Annotated in this window: 22 protein-coding genes; 6 read left to right on the forward strand and 16 right to left on the reverse strand. The window is 35.2% G+C overall.

Going from position 1 to position 21,535, the window contains the following annotated elements; all coding sequences use genetic code 11:
- Positions 1–29: 29 nt before the first annotated feature.
- On the forward strand, positions 30–1,517 hold the full coding sequence (gene cysS, locus MYP_RS23410; protein WP_045469342.1) for a cysteine--tRNA ligase: 1,488 nt from the start codon (positions 30–32) through the stop codon (positions 1,515–1,517).
- Positions 1,507–2,493 carry a M28 family peptidase gene (locus MYP_RS23415; protein ID WP_045469345.1) on the forward strand — a complete coding sequence of 329 codons (987 nt, stop codon included), beginning with the start codon at positions 1,507–1,509 and terminating at the stop codon, positions 2,491–2,493. The genes cysS and MYP_RS23415 overlap by 11 nt, the downstream gene beginning before the upstream one ends.
- Here the strand turns inward: MYP_RS23415 and MYP_RS23420 are convergent.
- The 13 genes from MYP_RS23420 to MYP_RS23480 form a co-directional block, all read right to left on the reverse strand.
- Complete coding sequence (locus tag MYP_RS23420; protein WP_045469348.1) at positions 2,481–3,395, reverse strand: S66 peptidase family protein; 915 nt, start codon at positions 3,393–3,395, stop codon at positions 2,481–2,483. The two genes, MYP_RS23415 and MYP_RS23420, sit on opposite strands and share 13 nt — an antisense overlap.
- A gap of 103 nt (positions 3,396–3,498) precedes the next feature.
- Complete coding sequence (locus MYP_RS23425; RefSeq protein WP_045469351.1) at positions 3,499–4,170, reverse strand: OmpH family outer membrane protein; 672 nt, start codon at positions 4,168–4,170, stop codon at positions 3,499–3,501.
- 32 nt (positions 4,171–4,202) lie between these two features.
- Positions 4,203–4,736: an OmpH family outer membrane protein gene (locus MYP_RS23430; protein WP_045469354.1), complete on the reverse strand. Its 534-nt coding sequence runs from the start codon at positions 4,734–4,736 to the stop codon at positions 4,203–4,205.
- 4 nt (positions 4,737–4,740) lie between these two features.
- Positions 4,741–7,269: an outer membrane protein assembly factor BamA gene (gene bamA, locus MYP_RS23435; RefSeq protein ID WP_045469358.1), complete on the reverse strand. Its 2,529-nt coding sequence runs from the start codon at positions 7,267–7,269 to the stop codon at positions 4,741–4,743.
- A complete protein-coding gene (locus MYP_RS23440) occupies positions 7,269–8,018 on the reverse strand; it encodes an isoprenyl transferase (protein WP_045469361.1) in 750 nt (249 codons plus the stop codon). Before MYP_RS23440 ends, bamA begins: the two co-directional genes overlap by 1 nt.
- 64 nt (positions 8,019–8,082) lie before the next feature.
- On the reverse strand, positions 8,083–8,796 hold the full coding sequence (locus tag MYP_RS23445; protein WP_052430463.1) for a DUF6089 family protein: 714 nt from the start codon (positions 8,794–8,796) through the stop codon (positions 8,083–8,085).
- 12 nt (positions 8,797–8,808) lie between these two features.
- Positions 8,809–9,753 (reverse strand): DUF6089 family protein, encoded by a 945-nt coding sequence (locus MYP_RS23450; RefSeq protein ID WP_045469363.1) that lies wholly within the window; start codon positions 9,751–9,753, stop codon positions 8,809–8,811.
- A 110-nt stretch (positions 9,754–9,863) separates the two neighbouring features.
- On the reverse strand, positions 9,864–10,739 hold the full coding sequence (locus tag MYP_RS23455; protein ID WP_045469366.1) for an NAD kinase: 876 nt from the start codon (positions 10,737–10,739) through the stop codon (positions 9,864–9,866).
- A 1-nt stretch (position 10,740) separates the two neighbouring features.
- Positions 10,741–11,406, reverse strand: a complete 666-nt coding sequence (locus MYP_RS23460; protein ID WP_045469369.1) for a CBS domain-containing protein — start codon at positions 11,404–11,406, stop codon at positions 10,741–10,743.
- Entirely contained in the window at positions 11,403–12,161 is a 759-nt protein-coding gene (locus MYP_RS23465; RefSeq protein WP_045469373.1) for an alpha/beta fold hydrolase, read from the reverse strand. The genes MYP_RS23460 and MYP_RS23465 overlap by 4 nt, the downstream gene beginning before the upstream one ends.
- Positions 12,162–12,213: 52 nt before the next feature.
- A complete protein-coding gene (locus MYP_RS23470) occupies positions 12,214–12,786 on the reverse strand; it encodes an anthranilate synthase component II (RefSeq protein WP_045469376.1) in 573 nt (190 codons plus the stop codon).
- Complete coding sequence (locus tag MYP_RS23475; protein ID WP_045469379.1) at positions 12,783–13,313, reverse strand: CvpA family protein; 531 nt, start codon at positions 13,311–13,313, stop codon at positions 12,783–12,785. The genes MYP_RS23470 and MYP_RS23475 overlap by 4 nt, the downstream gene beginning before the upstream one ends.
- Before the next feature lie 9 nt (positions 13,314–13,322).
- Positions 13,323–13,775: a GatB/YqeY domain-containing protein gene (locus MYP_RS23480; protein WP_045469383.1), complete on the reverse strand. Its 453-nt coding sequence runs from the start codon at positions 13,773–13,775 to the stop codon at positions 13,323–13,325.
- A gap of 77 nt (positions 13,776–13,852) precedes the next feature.
- On the opposite strand from MYP_RS23480, the gene MYP_RS23485 reads away from it, so the two are divergent.
- Positions 13,853–14,566, forward strand: coding sequence for a pyridoxine 5'-phosphate synthase (locus MYP_RS23485; RefSeq protein ID WP_045469386.1), 714 nt, complete (start codon positions 13,853–13,855; stop codon positions 14,564–14,566).
- A gap of 3 nt (positions 14,567–14,569) precedes the next feature.
- Positions 14,570–15,334 (forward strand): alpha/beta fold hydrolase, encoded by a 765-nt coding sequence (locus tag MYP_RS23490; RefSeq protein WP_045469388.1) that lies wholly within the window; start codon positions 14,570–14,572, stop codon positions 15,332–15,334.
- On the opposite strand, the gene MYP_RS23495 is transcribed toward MYP_RS23490, so the two are convergent.
- On the reverse strand, positions 15,326–15,553 hold the full coding sequence (locus MYP_RS23495) for a DUF2905 family protein (protein WP_045469391.1): 228 nt from the start codon (positions 15,551–15,553) through the stop codon (positions 15,326–15,328). The genes MYP_RS23490 and MYP_RS23495 overlap by 9 nt on opposite strands.
- Positions 15,554–15,591: 38 nt before the next feature.
- Here MYP_RS23495 and MYP_RS23500 point away from each other — a divergent pair, with 38 nt between their 5' ends.
- A complete protein-coding gene (locus tag MYP_RS23500) occupies positions 15,592–16,320 on the forward strand; it encodes an SAM-dependent methyltransferase (protein WP_045469394.1) in 729 nt (242 codons plus the stop codon).
- 85 nt (positions 16,321–16,405) lie between these two features.
- Positions 16,406–17,683 (forward strand): methionine adenosyltransferase, encoded by a 1,278-nt coding sequence (gene metK, locus MYP_RS23505; protein WP_045469398.1) that lies wholly within the window; start codon positions 16,406–16,408, stop codon positions 17,681–17,683.
- An 87-nt stretch (positions 17,684–17,770) separates the two neighbouring features.
- Here the strand turns inward: metK and MYP_RS23510 are convergent, their stop codons facing one another.
- Both MYP_RS23510 and MYP_RS23515 read right to left on the reverse strand, forming a co-directional pair.
- Positions 17,771–18,043 (reverse strand): HU family DNA-binding protein, encoded by a 273-nt coding sequence (locus MYP_RS23510; RefSeq protein ID WP_045469401.1) that lies wholly within the window; start codon positions 18,041–18,043, stop codon positions 17,771–17,773.
- A 363-nt stretch (positions 18,044–18,406) separates the two neighbouring features.
- Entirely contained in the window at positions 18,407–21,535 is a 3,129-nt protein-coding gene (locus MYP_RS23515; protein WP_045469404.1) for a PD40 domain-containing protein, read from the reverse strand.

Genomic DNA, 21,535 nt, shown 5'->3' on the forward strand with positions numbered 1-21,535 from the left:
ATTACCCTTGTTTTATTTAAATTCGCAGGATGAATAAGGAGTTAAAAATCTACAATACACTTTCCAGAGAGAAGGAAATATTTGAACCCATACTTGCACCTTATGTGGGAATGTATGTATGTGGCCCTACAGTTTATGGGGATCCTCACCTAGGTCATGCAAGAGCAGCAATAACATTCGATATAGTTTTCAGATACCTTCAATTTCTCGGATTTAAAGTCAGATATGTAAGAAATATTACTGATGTAGGACACCTAGAAAATGATGCGGATGAAGGGGAAGATAAAATTGCAAAAAAGGCAAAACTTGAGCAATTGGAACCTATGGAGGTTGTTCAGTATTATACTGATGCTTACCACAGAATTATGAACAAGATGAATGTATTGTCACCTTCTATTGAGCCACATGCAAGCGGACATATCATTGAGCAGATTGATCTTACTGAAAAAATCATAGAAAGTGGTTTTGCTTATGTTGTAGATGGTTCGGTCTATTTTGATGTAGTTAAATATTCCAAATCAAACCATTATGGAAAGCTTTCAGGAAGAATTATAGATGATTTAATATCTGGAACAAGAGAGCTTGATGGCTCTGGAAAGGCTAACGCTCTTGATTTTGCTCTCTGGAAAAAAGCATCTCCGGAACACATTATGAAGTGGCAGTCTCCATGGGGAGAAGGATTCCCTGGATGGCATATTGAATGTTCCGCAATGAGCACTAAGTACCTTGGAAAGCATTTTGATATTCATGGAGGTGGAATGGACCTAATGTTTCCTCACCATGAATGTGAAATAGCACAAGCAACAGCTGGGAATCATGCTGAACCTGCAAAATACTGGATGCATAACAATATGATCACCATTAATGGACAAAAAATGGGCAAATCTCTCGGAAACTTCATCACCATGGATGAGCTTTTTTCCGGAAAACATTCTTTGCTTAAGCAGGCTTATACGCCTATGACCATAAGGTTTTTTATTCTGCAAGCACATTACAGATCCACACTAGACTTTTCAAATGAAGCGTTGATAGCGGCTCAAAAAGGCTATAAAAAACTTTTAAATGGCTTAAAGTTGATCAAAAACTTAAATCAATCTCCAGTAGTTTCAGACCCATGCAATGAAGCTTTGGACCAAGAGTTCAGAAAACTATCAGATGCTTGCTTCGAAGGGCTGAATGATGATTTTAATACGGCTATAACCATTGCTGGCTTATTTAATCTATTGAAAAAAGTTAATGGTTTTCAAACAGGTGCACTAAACATCAATCAGATTACTTCAGAAACTTTAAATAAAGTAAAGGAAACCTTCATCAATATAACCGAAAATATTCTTGGTCTTGTTGAAGAAGGAATTAGTGAAAATGAATCTTTGATTGAAGGTTTACTTGAATTTTACAAAGACGCTAAAACTGTCAAAGATTATGAGAAAGTTGATAAAATCAGAAAGTATTTTAAAGAAGCGGGTCTTGTAATAAGAGATTCTAAAAACTCTATTGATTGGGCGTATGAAGAATAATTTTTCTATAACTATAATTGCTGCATTCTCTTTCTTTCTTCTTTCCTGCGGAGAGGAAAAACCAAAACAAGATAAGCAGCCCCAGGCATCCAGGCCATTAATTCCGGCTCCTTTATTTAACAGTGATTCAGCATACAAGTATATAGAACAACAAGTGGATTTTGGTCCGAGAGTACCGAATACTGCTGCTCACCACAAATGTGCTACTTTCCTTATTTCAAAATTACAATCTTTTGCAGACACCGTAATAGTGCAGGAATTCCAGGCCAAGGCTTTTGACGGGAAAATGTTAAATCTTAAAAATATCAAAGCCTCATTTAATCTAAAAGCAACCAAAAGAATTTTATTGGCTTCCCATTGGGATTCGAGACCATTTGCAGATCAGGATTCTATAAACCAAAAGAGTCCAATACTTGGAGCAAATGACGGTGCTAGTGGCGTTGGAATTCTTATAGAAATTGCCAGATTGCTGAATGAAAATAAAAAGCCAAACGTGGGAGTTGATATCATTTTGTTTGATGGTGAGGATTATGGGCAGCCTGAGTTCCATCAGGGGCCTCAGCAACATGATTCATGGTGCCTGGGCTCTCAGTATTGGTCAAAGAACAAAGGTAACTATACAGCATACTTCGGTATATTACTTGATATGGTTGGAGGCAAAGATGCTAAATTTGGAATGGAAGGCACTTCAATGGTCTATGCACCTTCCGTAGTAAAAAAAGTATGGGACATTGCAAACAGACTTGGATTTGGAAAACACTTTATTTACCAGGAGACTGCTCAGATAACCGATGATCATCTTTATGTCAATCAAATAGCCAAAATACCAATGATAGATATTATAGAATTTGACAATTCGGATGGAAATTATTTTGGATCATACTGGCATACCCATAATGATAATATGAGTGTTATTGATAGAAATACTTTAAAAGCCGTAGGCCAGACAGTTCTTCAGACAGTTTATGAAGAATAATTAACATTGTAAGTCAATACAGTCTCCTTTGATTCTACTATAAGATTGTATTTCGCTCCAAGGATAAAAGCTCTGTTATCTGCTTCATGCCCTGCCGGAAAATTAAAACCGACAGGGTATTCATATTCCTTAACTGCGTCCTCGATTATTTCAAAAGCTGATTTACCGAAAGGTACTATGTTATCTGACATATCGTTAAAATGCCCTACTATGAGACCTTTTAACTTATCTAATTTTCCGGCTCTTTTGAGCTGTACCATCATTCTATCAATTCTGTAAAGGTTTTCTCCTACATCTTCAATAAACAAAATCTTGTCCTGTGTAGAAATATCAGATTTGGTTCCTATAAGGGAAACAAGTATAGATAAATTACCGCCGACAATTTCCCCTTCTGCATAACCCATCCGGTTTAACTCATGATATGGACAGTGAAAAGGACCAAGCTTTCCTAATAAAGTATCCCTTAGACTATTAATAGAGGGACGGTTTAGATTTTTTCCAAAAACCACTGGCATACTTGAATGAATAGACTGAAAACCCAAAGAATTCAGATGGGATAATAAAACAGTGACGTCACTAAATCCCGCTATCCACTTGGGGTGGGTTTCAAATACGCTAAAACTTATATTGTCAATAATCCTTGAAGTACCATATCCTCCTCTTGCACAAATAATTGCTTTTACTTCCTGATCATCTAAAAAGTCTTGTAAATCTGAAAACCTTTCTTCGTCTGTTCCTGCGAATTGATTGTAATGGTTATTACAATTTTTACCAACCCTGACTTCAAATCCCCAACTTTTGATTATTTCAATACCAGCATTGAGTTCCTCAGGAAGAAAATTCTTGGCAGTGGCTACTATCCCAACAATGTCACCAACTTTAAGAAAGTCAGGTTTTTTCATAAAATTATAATAGGAATAAATCTTTAATTGTTTTAAACCAAAAATGAGAGCTTAAATAAAAAAAGCCTCACATGGAGGCTTTTATATTATTGATTTAAAATAGTTACTTCTTTTTTACTGGAGCACCAGACCCTGCAGGTTTAGACTCAGTAGGTTTAGGCTGTGTAGTGCCGCTGCCTGCTCCTGTCCCAGTCCCTGTTCCAATGCCAGTATTATCTGTTGCACCTGCAGCTGGAGGTGTTACCCCTAGTTTCTTAAGCACCAGGTCGGAGATATTATCTTCTTTGCTTTTTGCATAAAGAATAATAGCAGAACCTCCATAATCAGCATGAGTGCTGAAAATATATGAATAATTGTTTTCCTCAGCTACCTGATCAATTGCCTTTTGAATTTTTTCAAGCACAGGTTCTAGCAGGGATACCTGCTTCTTTTGAAGACTATTTTGTGCATTTTCTTCAAACTGCTTGATGGAATTCTGCATATTCATCAACTCCTTTTCTTTGTCTTCCTTTATAAGGTCAGTAAATAAATTTGCTTGAACACCTTTCTGATAATCCTGAAGTTTTTTTTCGTATTCAGTATATTTGCTTTGCAATTGAGCCTGAAGTTGTTTTTCATAATCTTTCAACTCTGATTCAATCTTCTTTGCTTCAGGCAATAATCCTAATATATAATCAAGGTTAGTATAACCCAATTTTAAATTTGACTGTGCGCTGGCTAAAAAATTTCCAGCAAATAGAAGCAAAAATGCAGTAACGAATAGTTTTGTTTTCATGTCGTAAATATAATAGAAAATTTAATTTAAGGTTATTTTTCCGCCGTGTCATTAGGATCACCTAAACCTAATTCTTCAAGTACATAATCAGTATAGTCATGAATAGGATTGGTGTATACCATTACCAGATCACCGGATTTATCAAATATTATCTGAAGGCTTTTTGATTTAGCTACCTTTTCAACGGCCTCAAATACTTTGTCTTGTACGGGTTTCATTAATTCCTGCCTTTTCAGGAATATCATTCCTTCAAAACCAAAAATCTTTTTTTGATATTCTTTGATAGCCTTTTCTCTTCCAGCTAAAGTATCCAGACGTTCCTTTTTCATTTCCTCAGTGAGCAAAATTTCTTCGGCTTTAAAATCTGTCTGCATTTTTTCATACTCCTTTTTCATCTTCTCGATATCTGCTTGCCACTTTGAAGAAAGCATGTTTAGTTCCTTTTCAGCTTTGGAATATTCTGGTAGTTTTTTCAGAATATAGTCACTATCAATATAGCCAAACTTCTGAGCATTAATGCTGAATGAAATCAGGCAAAGTAAAAATAGTACTCCTAAAGTTCTCATGTTTTTAACGGATTTGTTGTCCGATTGTAAAAGTCACTTTACTTCCTTTATTATATCCTGGAAATGCATCAAATCCATATCCCCAATCAAGACCAATCATACCAAATGCTGGCATAAAAATTCTTGTACCAACACCAGCAGATCTATACACTTTAAACGGATTAAAGTCCTGGAAATTGTTCCAGTTATTTCCGCCTTCAAAGAAGCCTAATACAAACACGGACAGAGCTGGACTGAGATTGACAGGATATCTTATTTCTGCAACTAACTTGTCAAATATCGTTCCACCCTCCGGAACAGGCTTAATAATATTGTCCTGATAGCCTCTTAATCCTATAATGTCTGACCCTAACAAGAAATTATATCCAGTAATACCAGATCCACCCATAATAAACCGCTCAAAAGGTCCAATTCCTGTAGATTTTTTATAAGATCCTATAAATCCTAAGTGAGCCCTGAGATTTAATACAAGGCTACGTCCTCCCGGTTTTCTAGGGGGGATCAACGGCACAAACCAAGACTGATCTAACATCCATTTATGAAACTCGATATATCTGAACCTATCCTGTTTAGATAAATTTGGATTCTCGTAATTTATGCCATTAAATAATGAATATGGAGGAGTTGCAGTTATGGTCAAGTTTAGATTTGATCCTCCTGTAGGGAACTGAAAATCATTTACACTATTCCTTGAAATGGAAGTAATAAACGAGAAGTTATTGGCATAGCCAGTTTTAAAACCAGTTATTCCAATTCCATAAAGCGAAGAATAATTATCTAAATCATACCTAACAAAGGAAAGAGAATTACTTAATGAAAAGTAATCATCAGGCCATTTCAATTCACGACCTAAACTCACTGTAGCAGCCGTAACATAAAGGTGACCAGCGTTATATTTTCCGGTAGTATTGTTATATAAGTTTTGAGCAGATCTCGATAAACTTATAGAAAATGATTGTGGTCTTCTTCCTCCCAGCCATGGTTCAGTGAATGACAGTGAGTAAGTCTGATATGCTCTACCATTTGCTTGCAGACGTAAGGCTAGTCTTTGTCCATCTCCTGCAGGCAGAGGACTCCAGGTTTTGGGTTTTGATAAATTTCTTGCAGAGAAATTGTTAAATACAAGCCCCAGAGTACCTACAAAACCAAAATAACCACCCCAACCTCCGGAAAGCTCAATCTGATCACTAGGTTTCTCTTCTACAGTGTAATGAATATCAACAGTACCTTCCTGTGGATTTGGAATTGGGTTTACACCTATGGTCTCAGCATTAAAATATCCTAATTGGCCAATTTCTCTTTGAGACCTGATAAGATCAGCCCTACTGAATTTTTGGCCAGGATATGTTCTTATCTCGCGCAAAACAACATGATCATGCGTTTTTGTATTTCCCGACACAGTTACATTTTTTATAGTCGCCTGTGGCCCTTCATAAATACGCATCTCTATGTCGATAGAGTCGCCATTAATAAGTACCTCAACTGGGTCTACACTGAAGAATAAATATCCATCATCAAGATATAAGGAACTGATATCCGCCCCACTAGGATTATAATTTAACCTCTTCTGAAGATTAGCAAGATTGTATACATCACCTTTATTAATGGCTAAAATTCTACTAAGGGTTTTGTCATCATAAATAAAATTTCCTGTCCAAGTGATATTTCCGAAATAGTATTTTTTTCCTTCATCAATATCCATCTTTATGTTGACAGATTTATGATTAAGTTTATATATAGTATCAAATGTTATTTCAGCATCTCTATATCCTTGAGAATTATAATAATCTATAACATTTGCTTTATCCTGCTCATATTCCTTTTTAAGAAGTTTGGAAGTTGTGAAAAGTTTGTACCAGCGCTTTTCCTTGGTCTTCTTCATTTTCCTCTTTAACTTCTTATCCTTAAAAGACTCATTCCCTTCAATTATAATATTGCGAATTCTAACTTTGCGTTTTTTATCTACATTAATTTTTAGAATGATACTATTAGCAACTACTGTATCTTTAACCTGTGTAATTGTGACCTCCGCATTAAGGAATCCCTTGTCCAGATAAAAATCTTTAACTTTCTTCTGGGCATTTTTTATCATTGCATCATTTACAATTTTGCCTTTTGCAATGCCAATTTTATCACTAAGATCCTTTTCGTCGTTCTTCTTAACTCCTTTAAATACAAAACGAGAAAGCCTAGCTCTCTCTTTTAGGTTGAAATCAAGAAATATTTTTCTTCCTTCCAAATTTTGAACTGACACCTCTACATCACCAATCAAACCTTGATCCCAAAGTTTTTTTATGGCATTGGTAATATCTTCCCCAGGAATTGTAATTGGATCTCCTACTTTCAAACCAGTAATAGCAATAACTGCCTGTGGATCCAAAAACTGAATCCCGCTAACGGTTATACCTCCGATTATATACTGCTCGGGGTTAGAATAGCTTGGATTTATGTACTCCCTCTTTATTGGTTGAGCTAACAGAACCGAAATAGGTAATAGGATACTTATTAGTGCAATTAAAAAAAATCTTTTCATTAAACTTGTTTCAGTTGTTCGCTGATCATTCCAAATCTTCTTTCTCTCTTTTGAAAAGAAAGCACTGCATTATATAAATCGCCCTCTCTGAAGTCAGGCCATAAAATATCTGTTATATAAAATTCCGAATACGCAATTTGCCATAATAGAAAATTACTCACTCTAAACTCTCCGCTGGTTCTGATTACTAACTCTGGATCTGGAATTCCTGCTGTCGAAACATAATCAGAAATCATGTCCAATGTGAGGTCTTTCGACTTTAATTCGTTTTTTTCTACCTTTTCCAAAAGCCTTCTTGTTGCTTCCAAGATATCCCATCGGCCACTATAACTCAGAGCTAACGTAAGAGTAAGCCCTGTATTGCTTTTAGTAGCATTAATTGCATCTGAAAGTTCTTTTTGACAAGAAGAAGGCAGATCTTTAAAATTCCCAATAGTAGACAGGCGAACGTTATTTTGATTTAATTGCTTTACTTCTCCCTTGACAGTAGAAACCAAAAGTTGCATAAGGGCATCCACTTCCTCCTTAGGTCTGTTCCAGTTTTCCGTGGAAAATGCATAAAGCGTGAGATACTTAACTCCAATTTTTGCGCAGGCTTCAGTTGCTTCTCTTACAGAAGTGATAGCACTCTTATGGCCGAAAATTCTGCTTATTGCTCCTTTTTTCTTGGCCCAACGGCCATTCCCATCCATAATAATAGCAATATGAGCTGGAATTTTAGTCTTATCAATTTGTTCAATTAAGTTCATCTACCTTTGGCCCAATGAGAAAGGCAAAGGTACAAAATGATTCGACTTTTGAAAAATGAAATACTTATTTATGATAAATAGCAGGACATTTCACACTATAAAATGTATAGCTTACAGTTAATCCAGTATAATAATACCAATCGGTTCTTAAAATATCACCAGTTCTGCGATAATTGACATTTCCCTCCCTTATCCCATCAAGGTAATCAGTAAATGTTTTTCTTGCAACAAACTCTCCTCCCAGGTTCCAATGCTCTGTCAATTGAAATTTAAAGCCTAGTCCAACAGGAATTGCAATATTTAAAAATTTATTCCCCATCCCTAGGTCTTCTTGGGTATTAAAGAATGCAATCCCACCTGTAAAATATGGGGTAATTCTTGATGAATTTTGAGCTTTTCTAGAATCCTTTGGAGCCCTGAAATTAAAAAAATTATACTCAAGAGTGACCGAAGCTTCTGTAATGCTATTTTTAAATTCACTTGCTCTGTATTTAGCCACGGGGTCTTTCGATTTTAATTCAGATCCATATATCCCTCCAAAGCTAAACGCCCCTCTTAATGCAACTACAGGGCTAAAATTGAGCCTGTAAAAAATCTCACCTCCAGGACGATAAAATAAAGGGTTGAATTTCCTTGCAAGTTCTCCTGTATAGTTAAAACCTCCTGCACCTAATCCAATCTCATGCACCTGGGCATTAACAGTAGCAATTGAAACTCCTATAAAGATAAAAATAGCAGAAAGGAGCCTTCCTGCTATTCGAAGTTTTTTATTATTCAATGTTTTATGTTTTTATCTAAATTTAGGACAAACAACTCTTGGAGGAATAATGTAGGTCAGATGAAATCCTGTCACGATGTACCAGTCTTTATTTTTGTCCCCTCTTTGATCTCCAGGATTTGATACTCCCCTGATTCCAATCAATTTACCATTTGTATCATATTGCAATCTTTCTTCGGCCCCAAGTTTTGCAAATAACTGAGGATCTCTTGCAACTCCCCCCTCAAGTGTTCTGTTTGCCATAGCTGCAGCTAGACTCGTCTCAGGATCTCCTTTGTCAACATAATAACTACTCACATCATCAAGATAATCCGTAAATGTATACCTCCAACCTATTTCGAAGGCTAGATCGAGCTGTTTGGACAATTTATATCGTACACCTAAACCAAATGGTATTGCGATTTGATTTAATGAATATGACTTCCCTTCAGTTTGTAATTTATTCAATGCAACATATTTTCCTCCAAACTCATCAGGACTCTGAGCTTTAGGATTATGATGAAAATAAGCAAGCCCAATAAAACCATAAGGAGTAAAATCAGCACGTCTTACATATTTTCCTCTATGTCCAATCAGGTCAATAACGGCATCTACTTTGACTTCTAGAATATCATTGCGCATTGAAAGATTTCTTGCTCTTCTGAAAAGGTTCTTATCAGTGTAGTTAGCGCTTTTACTATCGCTTCCTTTTATCCTTCCATAAGAAATTGCTCCTCTCAACGAAACTCTTGGATATAACCTTGCAAGTCCTTCAATTCCAAGATTAGGTCTTGTTAGCTTTATACCTGGCCTGACAAAACTAGGACCCGGGTCCAACTCTCCAACATAGTTCATTGCGTTAAGTGTTACACCAACGCTATAATAACGGTTTTTCTTATTGAACTCTTGAGCAAATGACGATTCCCCGAAAAAGGAAATTAAAAATAATAAAAGTCCTAATTGTAACAACTTTCTCATATCCTATAAGAGTTTAAAACTCATTAAAATTCTTGCAAGAAACAAAACTAATTTGATTATTACGCTAAGGTAGCAATTAAAGTCAAATTTTTCTCAATAAAAGAAAAAAATTAATTCCTTAAATCCAAGCCCCAGTTTAGCTTATTTCTAAGTGTCTGAAAATAGTTATAACCTTCAAGTTCAACAATTTTAGCTTTAAACTTTTCTCTTCTAACGGTTAATTTGGTTTTAACAGGTACCGATTTGGATCTGGAATCAAGCGAAATAAGAAAATTCTTGTTCCTTGCTTCTATTTCAAACGAAAGTATACTGCTATCCGGAACAATCATTGGTCTTACGTTAAGATTATGTGGACTAACTGGAGAAATGATAAAATTGTTTGTACTTGGCATTACTAAAGGTCCTCCACAACTAAGAGAATAACCGGTAGAACCCGTTGGGGTAGAAATAATTAGTCCATCTGCCCAATAAGAATTTAAATATTCTCCATTAATATAAGTATGAACTACTATCATGGATGAAATATCTCTCTTCAATATAGCAAACTCATTCAAAGCAAAATTAACCCCGTTAAATAGATCGATATCAGAATCCAGATGAATCAAGGTTCTTTCTTCGAATTTATAGGTATGCTTGTAAATTGAGTCTATTGCCTGTAAAATCTTTTCGCGAGGAGTTGTTGCTAAAAATCCCAAACGACCAGTATTAACTCCAAGAAGAGGAATTTGTTGAGGTCCTGCAAATGAAACGGATTCCAAAAAGGTACCATCTCCACCAATACTAAATAAAAAATCGGTATTTTCTAACTCTTCATGGTAACTATAAATACTGGCACTATTATATTTAATCCCTACTTTATCAAGAAACACTGAAAAGTTTTTAAAAACCAGGATTTCAGCCCCCTTTGATTTAAGATTATCAAACATTTCCTGGATAAAAGGAATAGCGTCATTATTAAAAGTTCTTCCGTGAATTGCTATTTTCATTCTAAATATTCAGATACTTAAACAGTAAATCAAGTCTTTCCTTATCGTGACTTGTCAGTTCATTTTCCTGAAAATTAGCAATTATTTTATAATCATACCTTTCAAAAGTCGCAATAATTCTTGTAAGGTCTGTTCTATTTAATTTGAGCGTTAGTTTTATTTTATTCGGATCCAGTTCATCATTTGAAACAAATGAACTTAATATCTTCGCATCATTTGCTTCTACTAATCTACTGATCTGGGACAAAGAATAATCTTTATCCTGCATAGAAAGTACAATAATCCCCCCTGGACCCTGAGTTGCAAACATTTGAGCCATAGCAAATGAAGTCTCATTTACAGAAATAACTCCTACAAATTTTGAATCATCACTGACTACTGGCACAATCTGCAATTTGTTTTTAGATGCCAACTTTATAACATCATAAAAATGAGAAGAGGGTTTTACTACTAATTCTTTATTAACTAACCTGATATTTGAAATCGGTCCGGAAAAGTCGTCCTTTTCATACAATGCTTGCTCTTCAAGAAATCCTAAAAAATTATTATTCTCTACAACAGGCAATTGGGTTAACCTGAATTCTTCCATCCATTTCTTTGCTTTCTCTGCTGAATCAGAGACTTTCAATGGCGGAATCATCTGGTTTATAAGTTCTTCGGCAATCATACGGTAGACTCCAGGAATTTGTGAACAAAAGCATTAAACTTTTCAGGATTTTCCATCATTGGAGCATGTCCGCATTTGTCGATAAACCGTAATTCTGAGTTCTTTATTAACCTGTTAAACTCATGAGCAACGAATGGTGGTGTTATTGTATCATTTAGCCCCCAAATTAACAGTGTTGGAATTTTAATATTCGGAACGTCTTTCGCCATGTTGTGCCTTTGGGCAGATTTTGCCAAAGCCACAATATTCATGCATTTTGGAATACTCTTTGTTATGTCAAACACTTCTTTAATAAGCTCTTCAGTAGCAGTTGAGGGATTATAAAAGGTATATTCCACCCTTTCTTTAACATACTCATAACTACCTCTTTTGGGATATGACCCACCCATTCCATTTTCAAATAACCCAGAGCTTCCAGTCAAAACCAACCTTTTGACTTTGGATGAATTTTTTAATGTATAATCAAGACCTACGTGCCCACCTAGTGAGTTTCCCAACAAGGTTAGATCGCTTAACTGTTTGAAGTTGACAAACTTTTCTATAAAAGTAACCAAACCTTCTACACTTGCTGACCTAACAGGCATTTCATAAATAGGCATTAAAGGAATTATGACTCTGTAGTTAGATGTAAACTCTTTAACTACTCCCTCCCAATTGCTTAGCGCTCCAAAAAGCCCATGTAGCAGTAAAAGAACTTCGCCTTTACCTTCATCAATATATTTGAATTCTTTTTCTTGCTTAACTGTAAAAGTCATGATGTGAAGATGTAATTTTATTAACGTGCAAATTAAAACAAAGTTTGAAATATTACTTTATCGAAAAGGATAAACTAAGCCAGTTTTGAATAATTTTTTCACCATTTTCAGATAAAACTGCCTCCGGATGAAACTGTAACCCATAAATCGGGTAATTTTTATGACCAATTGCCATAATTTCTTCATTTTTTGATTCCGCCAAAACTTTAAGCATAGGTGGCAATTTCCCCAGAATTAAAGAATGATATCGAACTACATTAAACTCATCATCAATATTTTCAAACATTTTATCCTTATGCTTCACTTTTATTAATGAAATCTTACCATGCATAGGCTTATCCATTTTCATTATTTGTGCACCAAAAAAATATCCGATTGCCTGATGCCCAAGGCATATTCCTAATATTGGCTTGTGCATCCAGTATTTTTCAATGACAGAAAGAAGCAGTTGTTGATCTTTGGGATTTCCAGGACCGGGAGACAAGACAATTCCCGAAAAAGAATTCAGGATTTCAAGATTTTCAATTTCATCTATCCGCAAGCATCTACAAGCTACACCCTGCTTTTGAAAAAGATGAAGAAGATTATATGTATACGAATCTAAATTATCAATTAGTACTATCAAGCCTTTTGGTTTTCAAGTATCTTTTTCAAAGCTGGAAAAATATCCTGAAAAGGTATAATATAGCTTACAAAATGGATGGTATTCGGGGCAAAAGAAGCTAGCACAGGATAAGCAAATGATTTTTGTCCATATTTAGAAATAAACTCTAGCTTGGCTGCGCTTGTCAACCAAATGAACAGACTAATTATGAAAGCGGTTTTTAATACACCAACAAATGCCCCTGCTGCACTATCAAATACCCCAAGCAGAGTATAATCTAATATTGATTTTAAGAATTTTCCCAAAAAGTATATTCCGATAAAAACCAACAAAAAGATTAACGTGAATGTAACATAAGGAAGCATTTGAGGGAAATCTTTCATATACGGCTGCAACCAATTCATTCCTTCTTTGAGAAGTTTAAATGCAGATAACACCGCAATTATAAATGCGAGGAAAGTAACTACTTCCAATAACAGTCCTTTTTTATATCCTGCATATCCTCCAAGTGCAAGAATCAGAATAACTACTATATCAAAGATTTCCACTTTTATTCCCTATTGACTCAACAATGATTTGACTAATGCTGAAACAACCTTATTATCTGCTGTTCCTGCAAAAGCCTTAGTTGCAGCACCCATAACTTTTCCCATATCTCCAGGGCCTTTAGCGCCAACTTCTGCAATTATTTCTTTAAGTTTTGCTGCTATTTCATCTTCAGAAAGCTGTTTAGGCAAATATTTTTCAATTACAGCTAATTCATCAAGCTCAATTTTCTCTAAATCTGCCCTTCCTTGTCCAGCATAAACTTCTGCTGATTCTTTTCTTTGTTTGGCTGCCTTTGTCAAAAGCTTAATTTCAGCATCCGCAGAAACCTCTCCCTGAGCCCCTTTATCAGTTTCTGCAAGTAAAATAAGAGATTTTATACTTCTTAATGCACGCAATTCATCTTTGTTTTTTGCTAGCATTGCTGATTTTATATCAGCATCGATTTTTTCTTTTAAACTCATGTTTTGAAATTTAATAGAATATTGGATTTATTTGTCATCAAAAATAGTCAAATTATTTTTCAGAAAAAGAAAAAACAATGACCCGATTAAGTGTTAATGTAAATAAAATAGCCACATTGAGAAATTCCAGAGGAGGTAATAACCCCGATTTGATTCAAGTGGCTTTGGATTGTGAAAGATTTGGGGCTCAAGGAATAACAGTTCACCCACGACCAGACGAAAGACATATCAAATATGCAGATGTTTATGCTTTAAAGGCAGTGATTAAAACAGAATTTAATATTGAAGGCAATCCTGAAGGAAAATTCATTGATCTTGTAAAAGAAATAAAGCCCCATCAGGTAACGCTTGTACCTGATCCTCCGGGGGCTATAACAAGCAATGCAGGCTGGAATACGTTAAAATATAAAGACTTTTTAAGAGATGTAATCCGTGATTTTAAAGAAGAGGGCATAAGAGTAAGTCTCTTTGTAGATCCGGTAGAACAAATGGTTGAAGGGGCTGCAGAAGCTGGGGCAGACAGAGTGGAACTTTACACCGAACCTTATGCTAAAAACTTTTTAATGAATAAGGATCAGGCTATTTCTGAATATATTATCGCAGCTAAAAAAGCTGCTTCTCTTGGGCTAGGGCTCAATGCCGGACATGATCTTGACCTTAAAAATTTAAAATATTTAAAAGATAATATCCCTAACCTTGATGAAGTTTCAATAGGGCACGCACTCATTTGCGATGCCCTTTATTTTGGCCTGGAGAATACAATTCAAATGTACCTTAAAGAATTAAACTAAAGAATGAAATTATATTATAAAGATTTAGGTACCGGAAAGCCTTTGATTCTATTGCATGGGCTCTTTGGATCTTCTGACAATTTATTTTCCGTAGCTAAAGAATTGGCAAAAAAATATCATGTATATGTTATAGATGAACGAAATCACGGAAACTCTCCCTGGAGTGACATAATGAATTATGATGTAATTGCCGATGACATCAAAGAATTTATAGAAGATCATGCTCTTCAGGATGCATTTATAGTAGGCCATTCCATGGGAGGAAAGGCTAGTATGAAAATAGCTCAGAAATATCCTGAATTGGTAAGAAAACTAGTTGTTTCTGATATTGCACCGAGATATTATGCACCTCATCACCAGACCATATTAGCTGGATTGAACAGCGTCAATCTTGAAACAATTGAAAGTAGGACAGATGCTGATAATCAGTTAGCAGCACACATAAAAGATTTGTCTACAAGACAATTTCTTTTAAAAAATCTTGGCAGGGATGAAGATGGACATTTCAAATGGAAAATAAATCTAAGCGTAATCACTAAACAGATTGAATTTGTAGGTGCAGGAATTAATGATTCAGAAGTGATTAACACGCCGACTCTCTTTGTCAGAGGAGGCAAGAGTGATTATATAAAAGAAACCGATGAGCCAATTATTAAAAGAATTTTCCCCAATTCTACTATAAAAACAATTGAGGGGGCAAGTCATTGGATTCATGCTGAAAAACCTATAGAATTTATCAACCTCATTCTTGAGTTTGATTCAGAATAGTTTTCGAATAACAAACAGGACTAACGAAATAAGGATACTAAGTAAAATGCTTGTTGCCAGAGGAAAATAGAATGACCAGTTTTTTCCTTTAATAGCAATATCTCCCGGGAGTTTGCCAAGTAGTGGTATTTTATCAGAAAACAATAAAATCAATCCAATTACGATAAATATAAAACCACCAATAATCAACCCTTTCCCTAATCCTTGAAAGTCACTCATTATTTCACCAGTTTAATTGATTAACAAATATAAATACAATGTCGATTCCCAAATCTGAAATTTCAAAATTATATCTGATTCCCTCGATACTGGCAGAAGGTACTGCTCTTCAGATGATGGCTCCGGCAATATTGGAGGTTATTAAAGAAACTGATTATTATTTTGCGGAAAACATCAAAACAGCAAGAAGATATATAAGTGAACTCAAAACAGGGCGAAAAATAGAAGATCTTATTTTTTATCAACTTGATAAAGATACCACTAAAGAAGAGGCGGTGAAATTATTTGATACCATACCTTCAGGGAAAAATATCGGCGTATTATCTGAAGCTGGTTGCCCGGGAATAGCTGATCCAGGTGCCTTGGCAGTCTCAATTGCGCATAAAAAAAAATGGAACATAGTTCCACTTCCTGGTCCATCTTCAATATTTATGGCATTGATGGCATCAGGATTTAATGGCCAGTACTTTTGTTTTAAAGGGTATCTTCCAATTGATAAAGAGCAAAAAATTAGGTCTTTTAAAGCTCTTGAACGCGAAGCCTGGGAGAAAAGAGCAACACAAATAGTCATAGAAACACCTTACCGAAATAATAAATTTTTAGAAGATGTAATTGCCCATGGAAATCCGGAAACACAACTTTGTATAGCATGTGACATTACTGGGCCTCAGCAATACATCAAGACAAAAAATCTTGGAGAGTGGAAAGGAAACTTGCCAGATCTTAATAAAAGACCTGCCGTATTTCTGTTTTTCGGAAGAAACTGAACTTTAAGTTTTTTGTGTTAATGGATTTTAATTTAACTTTGATTATTAGTTATTCTTAAAAAGATACCTTTAAACCTAAAAAATAATGTCATACCTATTTACCTCAGAATCTGTGTCGGAAGGTCACCCTGATAAGGTTGCTGATCAGATTTCAGACGCAATCCTTGACGCAATCCTCGCGCAGGACCCACATTCAAGAGTTGCTTGTGAAACGATGGTTACTACAGGATTAGTTGTAGTTGCCGGTGAAGTTACTACAAAGGCTACTATTGACACTCAGAATATTATAAGAGATACTATTAAGAAAATTGGGTATACCAAAGCAGAGTACATGTTTGAAGCAGACTCTTGCGGTATACTTACAGCGCTTCACCAGCAATCTCCAGATATAGCGCAAGGTGTTAATGAAGGCGAAGGTCTTGACAAAGATCAGGGAGCGGGTGATCAGGGAATGATGTTTGGCTATGCTACGACAGAAACACCGGAATATATGCCTATGGCTTTGGCTTTTTCCCACAGACTGGTAAAAAAACTTGCGGAGATCAGAAAAAAAGGTAAGAAAATGACTTACCTGCGTCCTGATGCAAAATCTCAGGTAACCATTGAGTATGGTGATAATGGGAAGCCCAAAAGAGTTCATACCATAGTCATTTCTACTCAGCACGATGATTTCGGTAAAGATGCTGATATGTTAAAATTGATCAAAAATGACATGATTAATGAAGTAATACCTTCTGTAATTCCGAAAAAACTTATAGACAGTAAAACAATCTTCCACATAAACCCAACCGGTAAATTCGTAATTGGCGGCCCTCACGGAGATTCAGGATTGACAGGAAGAAAAATTATTGTTGATACTTACGGAGGTAAGGGTGCACATGGTGGTGGAGCATTCTCAGGAAAAGATCCTTCTAAAGTTGATAGAAGTGCTGCGTATGCAGCAAGGCACATTGCTAAAAATCTTGTTGCTGCAGGAGTTGCTGAGGAAATTCTTGTTCAGGTGGCTTATGCAATAGGAGTTTCAAAACCGGTTTCTTTAACTGTAAATACATACGGAACTGCAAAAGTAAACATGACCGATGCACAGATTGCTTCTAAAGTATTAAATGTTTTTGATATGAGACCAAAAGCAATCGTTGAAAGATTAGGCCTTAAAAACCCTATCTTCTCTGAAACTGCAGCATACGGACATATGGGAAGAGAGCCATTTACAAAAGAAGTCGAGCTTTCTTATGTGGAGGTGAAAGATGATGGCAAGAAGAAAACAGAGATAAAGAAAATCGTTAATAAAAAAGTTGAATTCTTTACGTGGGAAAAACTTGATCATGTAGAAGCTGTAAAGAAAGAATTCAAAATCAAGTAAAATAAGAAGGGCTCCTAATTGGAGCCCTTCTTATTTAAATTCAAATTAATAAAGCCTGTATTTTTTACCTTAAGCTTTTTTAATTATTTATTTTACTTTTTTAGCTAGATCAGCACCTGCTTTGAATTTTACAACTTTCTTAGCTTTGATCTGAATAGTTTTACCAGTTTGTGGGTTTCTACCAGTTCTTGCTGCTCTTTTAGCTACAGAGAAAGTACCAAATCCAATGATGATAACTTTATCTCCTTTTTTTAGAGTTTTAGAAGCTGCATTTAGGAATGCATCTAGTGCTCTTTTTGAATCAGCTTTAGTAAGTTTTGACTCAGCTGCGATTGCGTCGATTAATTCTGCTTTGTTCATTTTTTTAAAAATTTAACTTGTGTTTAAAATCTTATCTCAAAATTATATGAATTCCAGTATTGTACAATAGTTTTACACAAAAATATATCAAAATGTTGATAACTTTTTTCATTTAATGTGCAGTATTCATAGGGTATACAGGTAATATAAAAATGAAAACATACGTCGAAACAGGGTTACAGGTTGTGGAAAACTTGAATTCCTTATCCACAAAGGAATCCAGGGAGAATTTAAAAAGCCTTAAGTAGAATTACTCCGAACAAACAAAAATCGCCATAAAGCACTCATTAGTAGTGCTTTATGGCGAAAAAGTAGTATTATTAAATGAACAGTATAAATGCTATAAAATCATATATCCGGATATTAAAAATCATATCCAAAAGTAAAATACAATAGTGGAGACTGAACTACATTATTTTTAATTCCCCAAGCTACATCTACTTTTACATAGTATCCCAATAATAAAGTTCTGGCTCCAAGTCCATAGCCCACCAGGAATGGATTCACATAGTTTCTAACCTGAGCCGTAAAAGGGTTTCCGTTTCCTCCGGCAATTGTAGTGTTAATGCTATTATTTTTACTAAAAGGTGTATCACCTGTCCAGGCTGATCCAGCATCTGTAAATGCTACTAACTGAAAATTTCTTAAAAATGAAGAAGATATTGGCTGTCTGTATATAGCTCTGAATGGTATTCTTAACTCAGCATTCATCAGCACATAACGTGAACCAAACTGTGAATTATAAATAAAACCTCTCATTGGCATTGCATATTCAATGAAAAGTAAATCAGAGTTATTTTTAAACTGAGATATAGCTAAAGGACTGTTAGGTGATGAATTGTCAGTTGAATTAAACAACCAGTTGTCCATTCCACCAAGTAAAAAGTTTTTCTTTGCATTACCAGTGAATGATCCACCAGCAACACGCGCTGCCAGAACAATTTCTTTATAAATTCTCTGATACCTTCTCAGATCAAGGTTAATTTTACCAAAATTGTTCGAAGAAGTCCCATTAGCTACATACTGCTCTGCACTAAGAATAAACCTTGTTCCCTCAATCATATTCAAACCTAGCTTTATGGTGTTATCAAAAACAAAGCTGAGATTAAGTCCCTGATATCCTTGGGTAATATCCTTAGAAGTCGTTTCAGTAACAGCTCTTCTCGTAAAAGCCGCAAACGGACTTACACTTAATCTGGAATAGACAGAGAAAGGATATGATTCAGTAAATGTTAATTTATTCAAAGTATAAATCTGAGAAGACGTCGACTCATTTGAGGCAAACAAATTTTTTCTATCATACCTGACTTTGAGGTCAATTCTCTTCTTCAGATAAATATATTCTCCGAATATATTATTAGTTTTTAAATCAGCAACCCCAAAAGCTCCAACGTTTATTCTATGATTGCCAAGAACATCTGACATTTGGCCTTCAAGTAATATGCCCAGTCCTCTTAATGGATCAATTAGTATTGTTGAAATGACATTATCAATGCCAAAAAAGTTTCTATATGGATATGGCCCAAGAAAAGATGTTCTTTTCTGCAATTGATTTTTATTAGTATCGGCAAGTTCTGGCCTTAATGGAATTTCCGCAACCCTTCCTTTATTAATAGTATCTTTCAGTTCGGACTCAAATCTGAAATCATCTAAATTTATTTCTTTAACTTTTTCTTTCGAATTGTATTCAAACTCCTGCTTCTCAGATCTTGTAATGTTATCGTCAGTTTTCTCATCAATTCTTGTAGAAGGCTCTAGTCTTGTAAAAACTGAATCAAGGTTATAATGAGGAAAAAAGTAAGCTCTTTCTTTTCCTCCAACCCTGTTTATAGTAACCAGATTATTGTTAGCACTTGATATATGGAATGATTTAATATTATATAAAAAAGCTGATTTTCTGGATAACTTTTTATCGGTTAAGTTCAGGCCGTATAAATTATCAATCTTATCATTGTCTGAGATAAACAAAACTGAATTTGAAGATTTTACAAATACTGGCTGCATTACATTGATATCATTAGTAAGTCTTACTAATTTATTACTCCCATTGTACTTAAATAACGAATATTGCTCTAAGGGCTTATAAATTTCCTTTTTAGGCAGTATCAGTGTATCGGAACTTCTGTTCGAGGCAAATATTATTTCTTTAGTTGTCCCATAGAATGAAGGAGACAGGTCATCAAAGATGTCATTAGTTATTTGCTTCATTCCTCCACGGGCATTATCCATTAAAAACAAATCTGTTTGCCCATCTTTATCTGCACTGAATATTATCGCTGTTCCATCCTCTGAAAAAGCAAAATCAAAAACATGTTTGAAATAAGTAATCTTCTTTTTTACCTTATCTCTGGTTTTCAGGTTGTGAATTTCCAAATACGTTTTGTCGCTTTTGGTATAGATAAAAGCAAGTTCATCATCTGACTTCCAGGTAAATGTGGGATTATGTACATCAAAATCGCGTTGCGCACTTCTGGTCCCCCCCTTTCTTATAGTACTTGATTCCTGTTTCCCTTTGTCTGTTATCTCAACCGCAAATAACTTATATTTTCCATCCTGAAACTTCACAAACGCCATTCTATTCCCCTTAGAATTAACCTTTACTGCACTTAAAGCATTCTTTTTAGAGGAATTTAATCTTAAATATTTATCATCCTGAGGTTCTTTGTACTCTTTTTTCAGATTGTTATTTATACCCAAGTAAAAATTTCTGAATTCGGCTAAAAAAATTGAATAAGGAATTCCAAGCGTACTCTCAATGGCGGCCTCTTCGTTTCTTACAATACGAGTAAGGTTTAGAAGATTAGGTACAGTATAAAGACCGTATTTTTCAACAATATAATTCCAGATACCGTGACCGGCAAGTTCAGCTTCTCTTCCAGTCAGGGCCGCTGGCACTTTATATTTTTTTTTCTCAAGTGCACCTCTCACATGAGAATTCATATATGGAGAATTACCATAAGCAACGTAAGCTGCAAGTCCTCTAATATACCACTCCGGCAAGCTTAGCAAATATGAACTCTGTACTACATCTTTAAGGCTTCCTCCATACATCATTACATTCAGAAGTATTTTTGTAATGCCATATGTAATTTCCTTTTTAAAATCTACCTGGCTTCCTTTGTAAGATACTTCAATTCTAGATTTCACAAAGCTTGTATTACCACCAACAACCACAAGATCCTCTCCCAATCCAATATTACTTTGCTCACTCTTCTGAGGAGAAGCATAAACAATCATCCTAATTCTGTCATATGGAGTAAAACCAATAAGCTCAATAACTCTTTCCAATTCTTCCTCAGCATACCTTCCAGCACTCTGAGCAAGCTCCATATCTCCCTCGTTATAGAAGATTTCAAAGTTATGAGTTGTAAAAACCCTCCATTTAAAACTTTTATATTGGATTCTGTTTTTGCCAAACTGATCTATGTAAGCCTGAGAATAAGCATTTGATACAAAAAACAATGAGAGGAACCAGATATAAATAAAACGCAT

It is taken from the genome of Sporocytophaga myxococcoides, assembly GCF_000775915.1.
Taxonomy (GTDB): domain Bacteria; phylum Bacteroidota; class Bacteroidia; order Cytophagales; family Cytophagaceae; genus Sporocytophaga; species Sporocytophaga myxococcoides_A.

Excerpts from the sequence above, each read along its gene's own strand:
- MYP_RS23485 (WP_045469386.1), top strand. The coding sequence starts at position 13,853 with ATGACCCGATTAAGTGTTAATGTAAATAAAATAGCCACATTGAGAAAT.
- MYP_RS23455 (WP_045469366.1), bottom strand. The coding sequence starts at position 10,739 with ATGAAAATAGCAATTCACGGAAGAACTTTTAATAATGACGCTATTCCT.
- MYP_RS23425 (WP_045469351.1), bottom strand. The coding sequence starts at position 4,170 with ATGAAAACAAAACTATTCGTTACTGCATTTTTGCTTCTATTTGCTGGA.
- cysS (WP_045469342.1), top strand. The coding sequence starts at position 30 with ATGAATAAGGAGTTAAAAATCTACAATACACTTTCCAGAGAGAAGGAA.
- MYP_RS23500 (WP_045469394.1), top strand. The coding sequence starts at position 15,592 with ATGTCGATTCCCAAATCTGAAATTTCAAAATTATATCTGATTCCCTCG.
- MYP_RS23515 (WP_045469404.1), bottom strand. The coding sequence starts at position 21,535 with ATGCGTTTTATTTATATCTGGTTCCTCTCATTGTTTTTTGTATCAAAT.
- MYP_RS23430 (WP_045469354.1), bottom strand. The coding sequence starts at position 4,736 with ATGAGAACTTTAGGAGTACTATTTTTACTTTGCCTGATTTCATTCAGC.
- MYP_RS23440 (WP_045469361.1), bottom strand. The coding sequence starts at position 8,018 with ATGAACTTAATTGAACAAATTGATAAGACTAAAATTCCAGCTCATATT.
- MYP_RS23490 (WP_045469388.1), top strand. The coding sequence starts at position 14,570 with ATGAAATTATATTATAAAGATTTAGGTACCGGAAAGCCTTTGATTCTA.
- MYP_RS23510 (WP_045469401.1), bottom strand. The coding sequence starts at position 18,043 with ATGAACAAAGCAGAATTAATCGACGCAATCGCAGCTGAGTCAAAACTT.
- metK (WP_045469398.1), top strand. The coding sequence starts at position 16,406 with ATGTCATACCTATTTACCTCAGAATCTGTGTCGGAAGGTCACCCTGAT.
- MYP_RS23420 (WP_045469348.1), bottom strand. The coding sequence starts at position 3,395 with ATGAAAAAACCTGACTTTCTTAAAGTTGGTGACATTGTTGGGATAGTA.
- MYP_RS23415 (WP_045469345.1), top strand. The coding sequence starts at position 1,507 with ATGAAGAATAATTTTTCTATAACTATAATTGCTGCATTCTCTTTCTTT.
- MYP_RS23465 (WP_045469373.1), bottom strand. The coding sequence starts at position 12,161 with ATGACTTTTACAGTTAAGCAAGAAAAAGAATTCAAATATATTGATGAA.
- MYP_RS23460 (WP_045469369.1), bottom strand. The coding sequence starts at position 11,406 with ATGATTGCCGAAGAACTTATAAACCAGATGATTCCGCCATTGAAAGTC.
- bamA (WP_045469358.1), bottom strand. The coding sequence starts at position 7,269 with ATGAAAAGATTTTTTTTAATTGCACTAATAAGTATCCTATTACCTATT.
- MYP_RS23450 (WP_045469363.1), bottom strand. The coding sequence starts at position 9,753 with ATGAGAAAGTTGTTACAATTAGGACTTTTATTATTTTTAATTTCCTTT.
- MYP_RS23480 (WP_045469383.1), bottom strand. The coding sequence starts at position 13,775 with ATGAGTTTAAAAGAAAAAATCGATGCTGATATAAAATCAGCAATGCTA.
- MYP_RS23495 (WP_045469391.1), bottom strand. The coding sequence starts at position 15,553 with ATGAGTGACTTTCAAGGATTAGGGAAAGGGTTGATTATTGGTGGTTTT.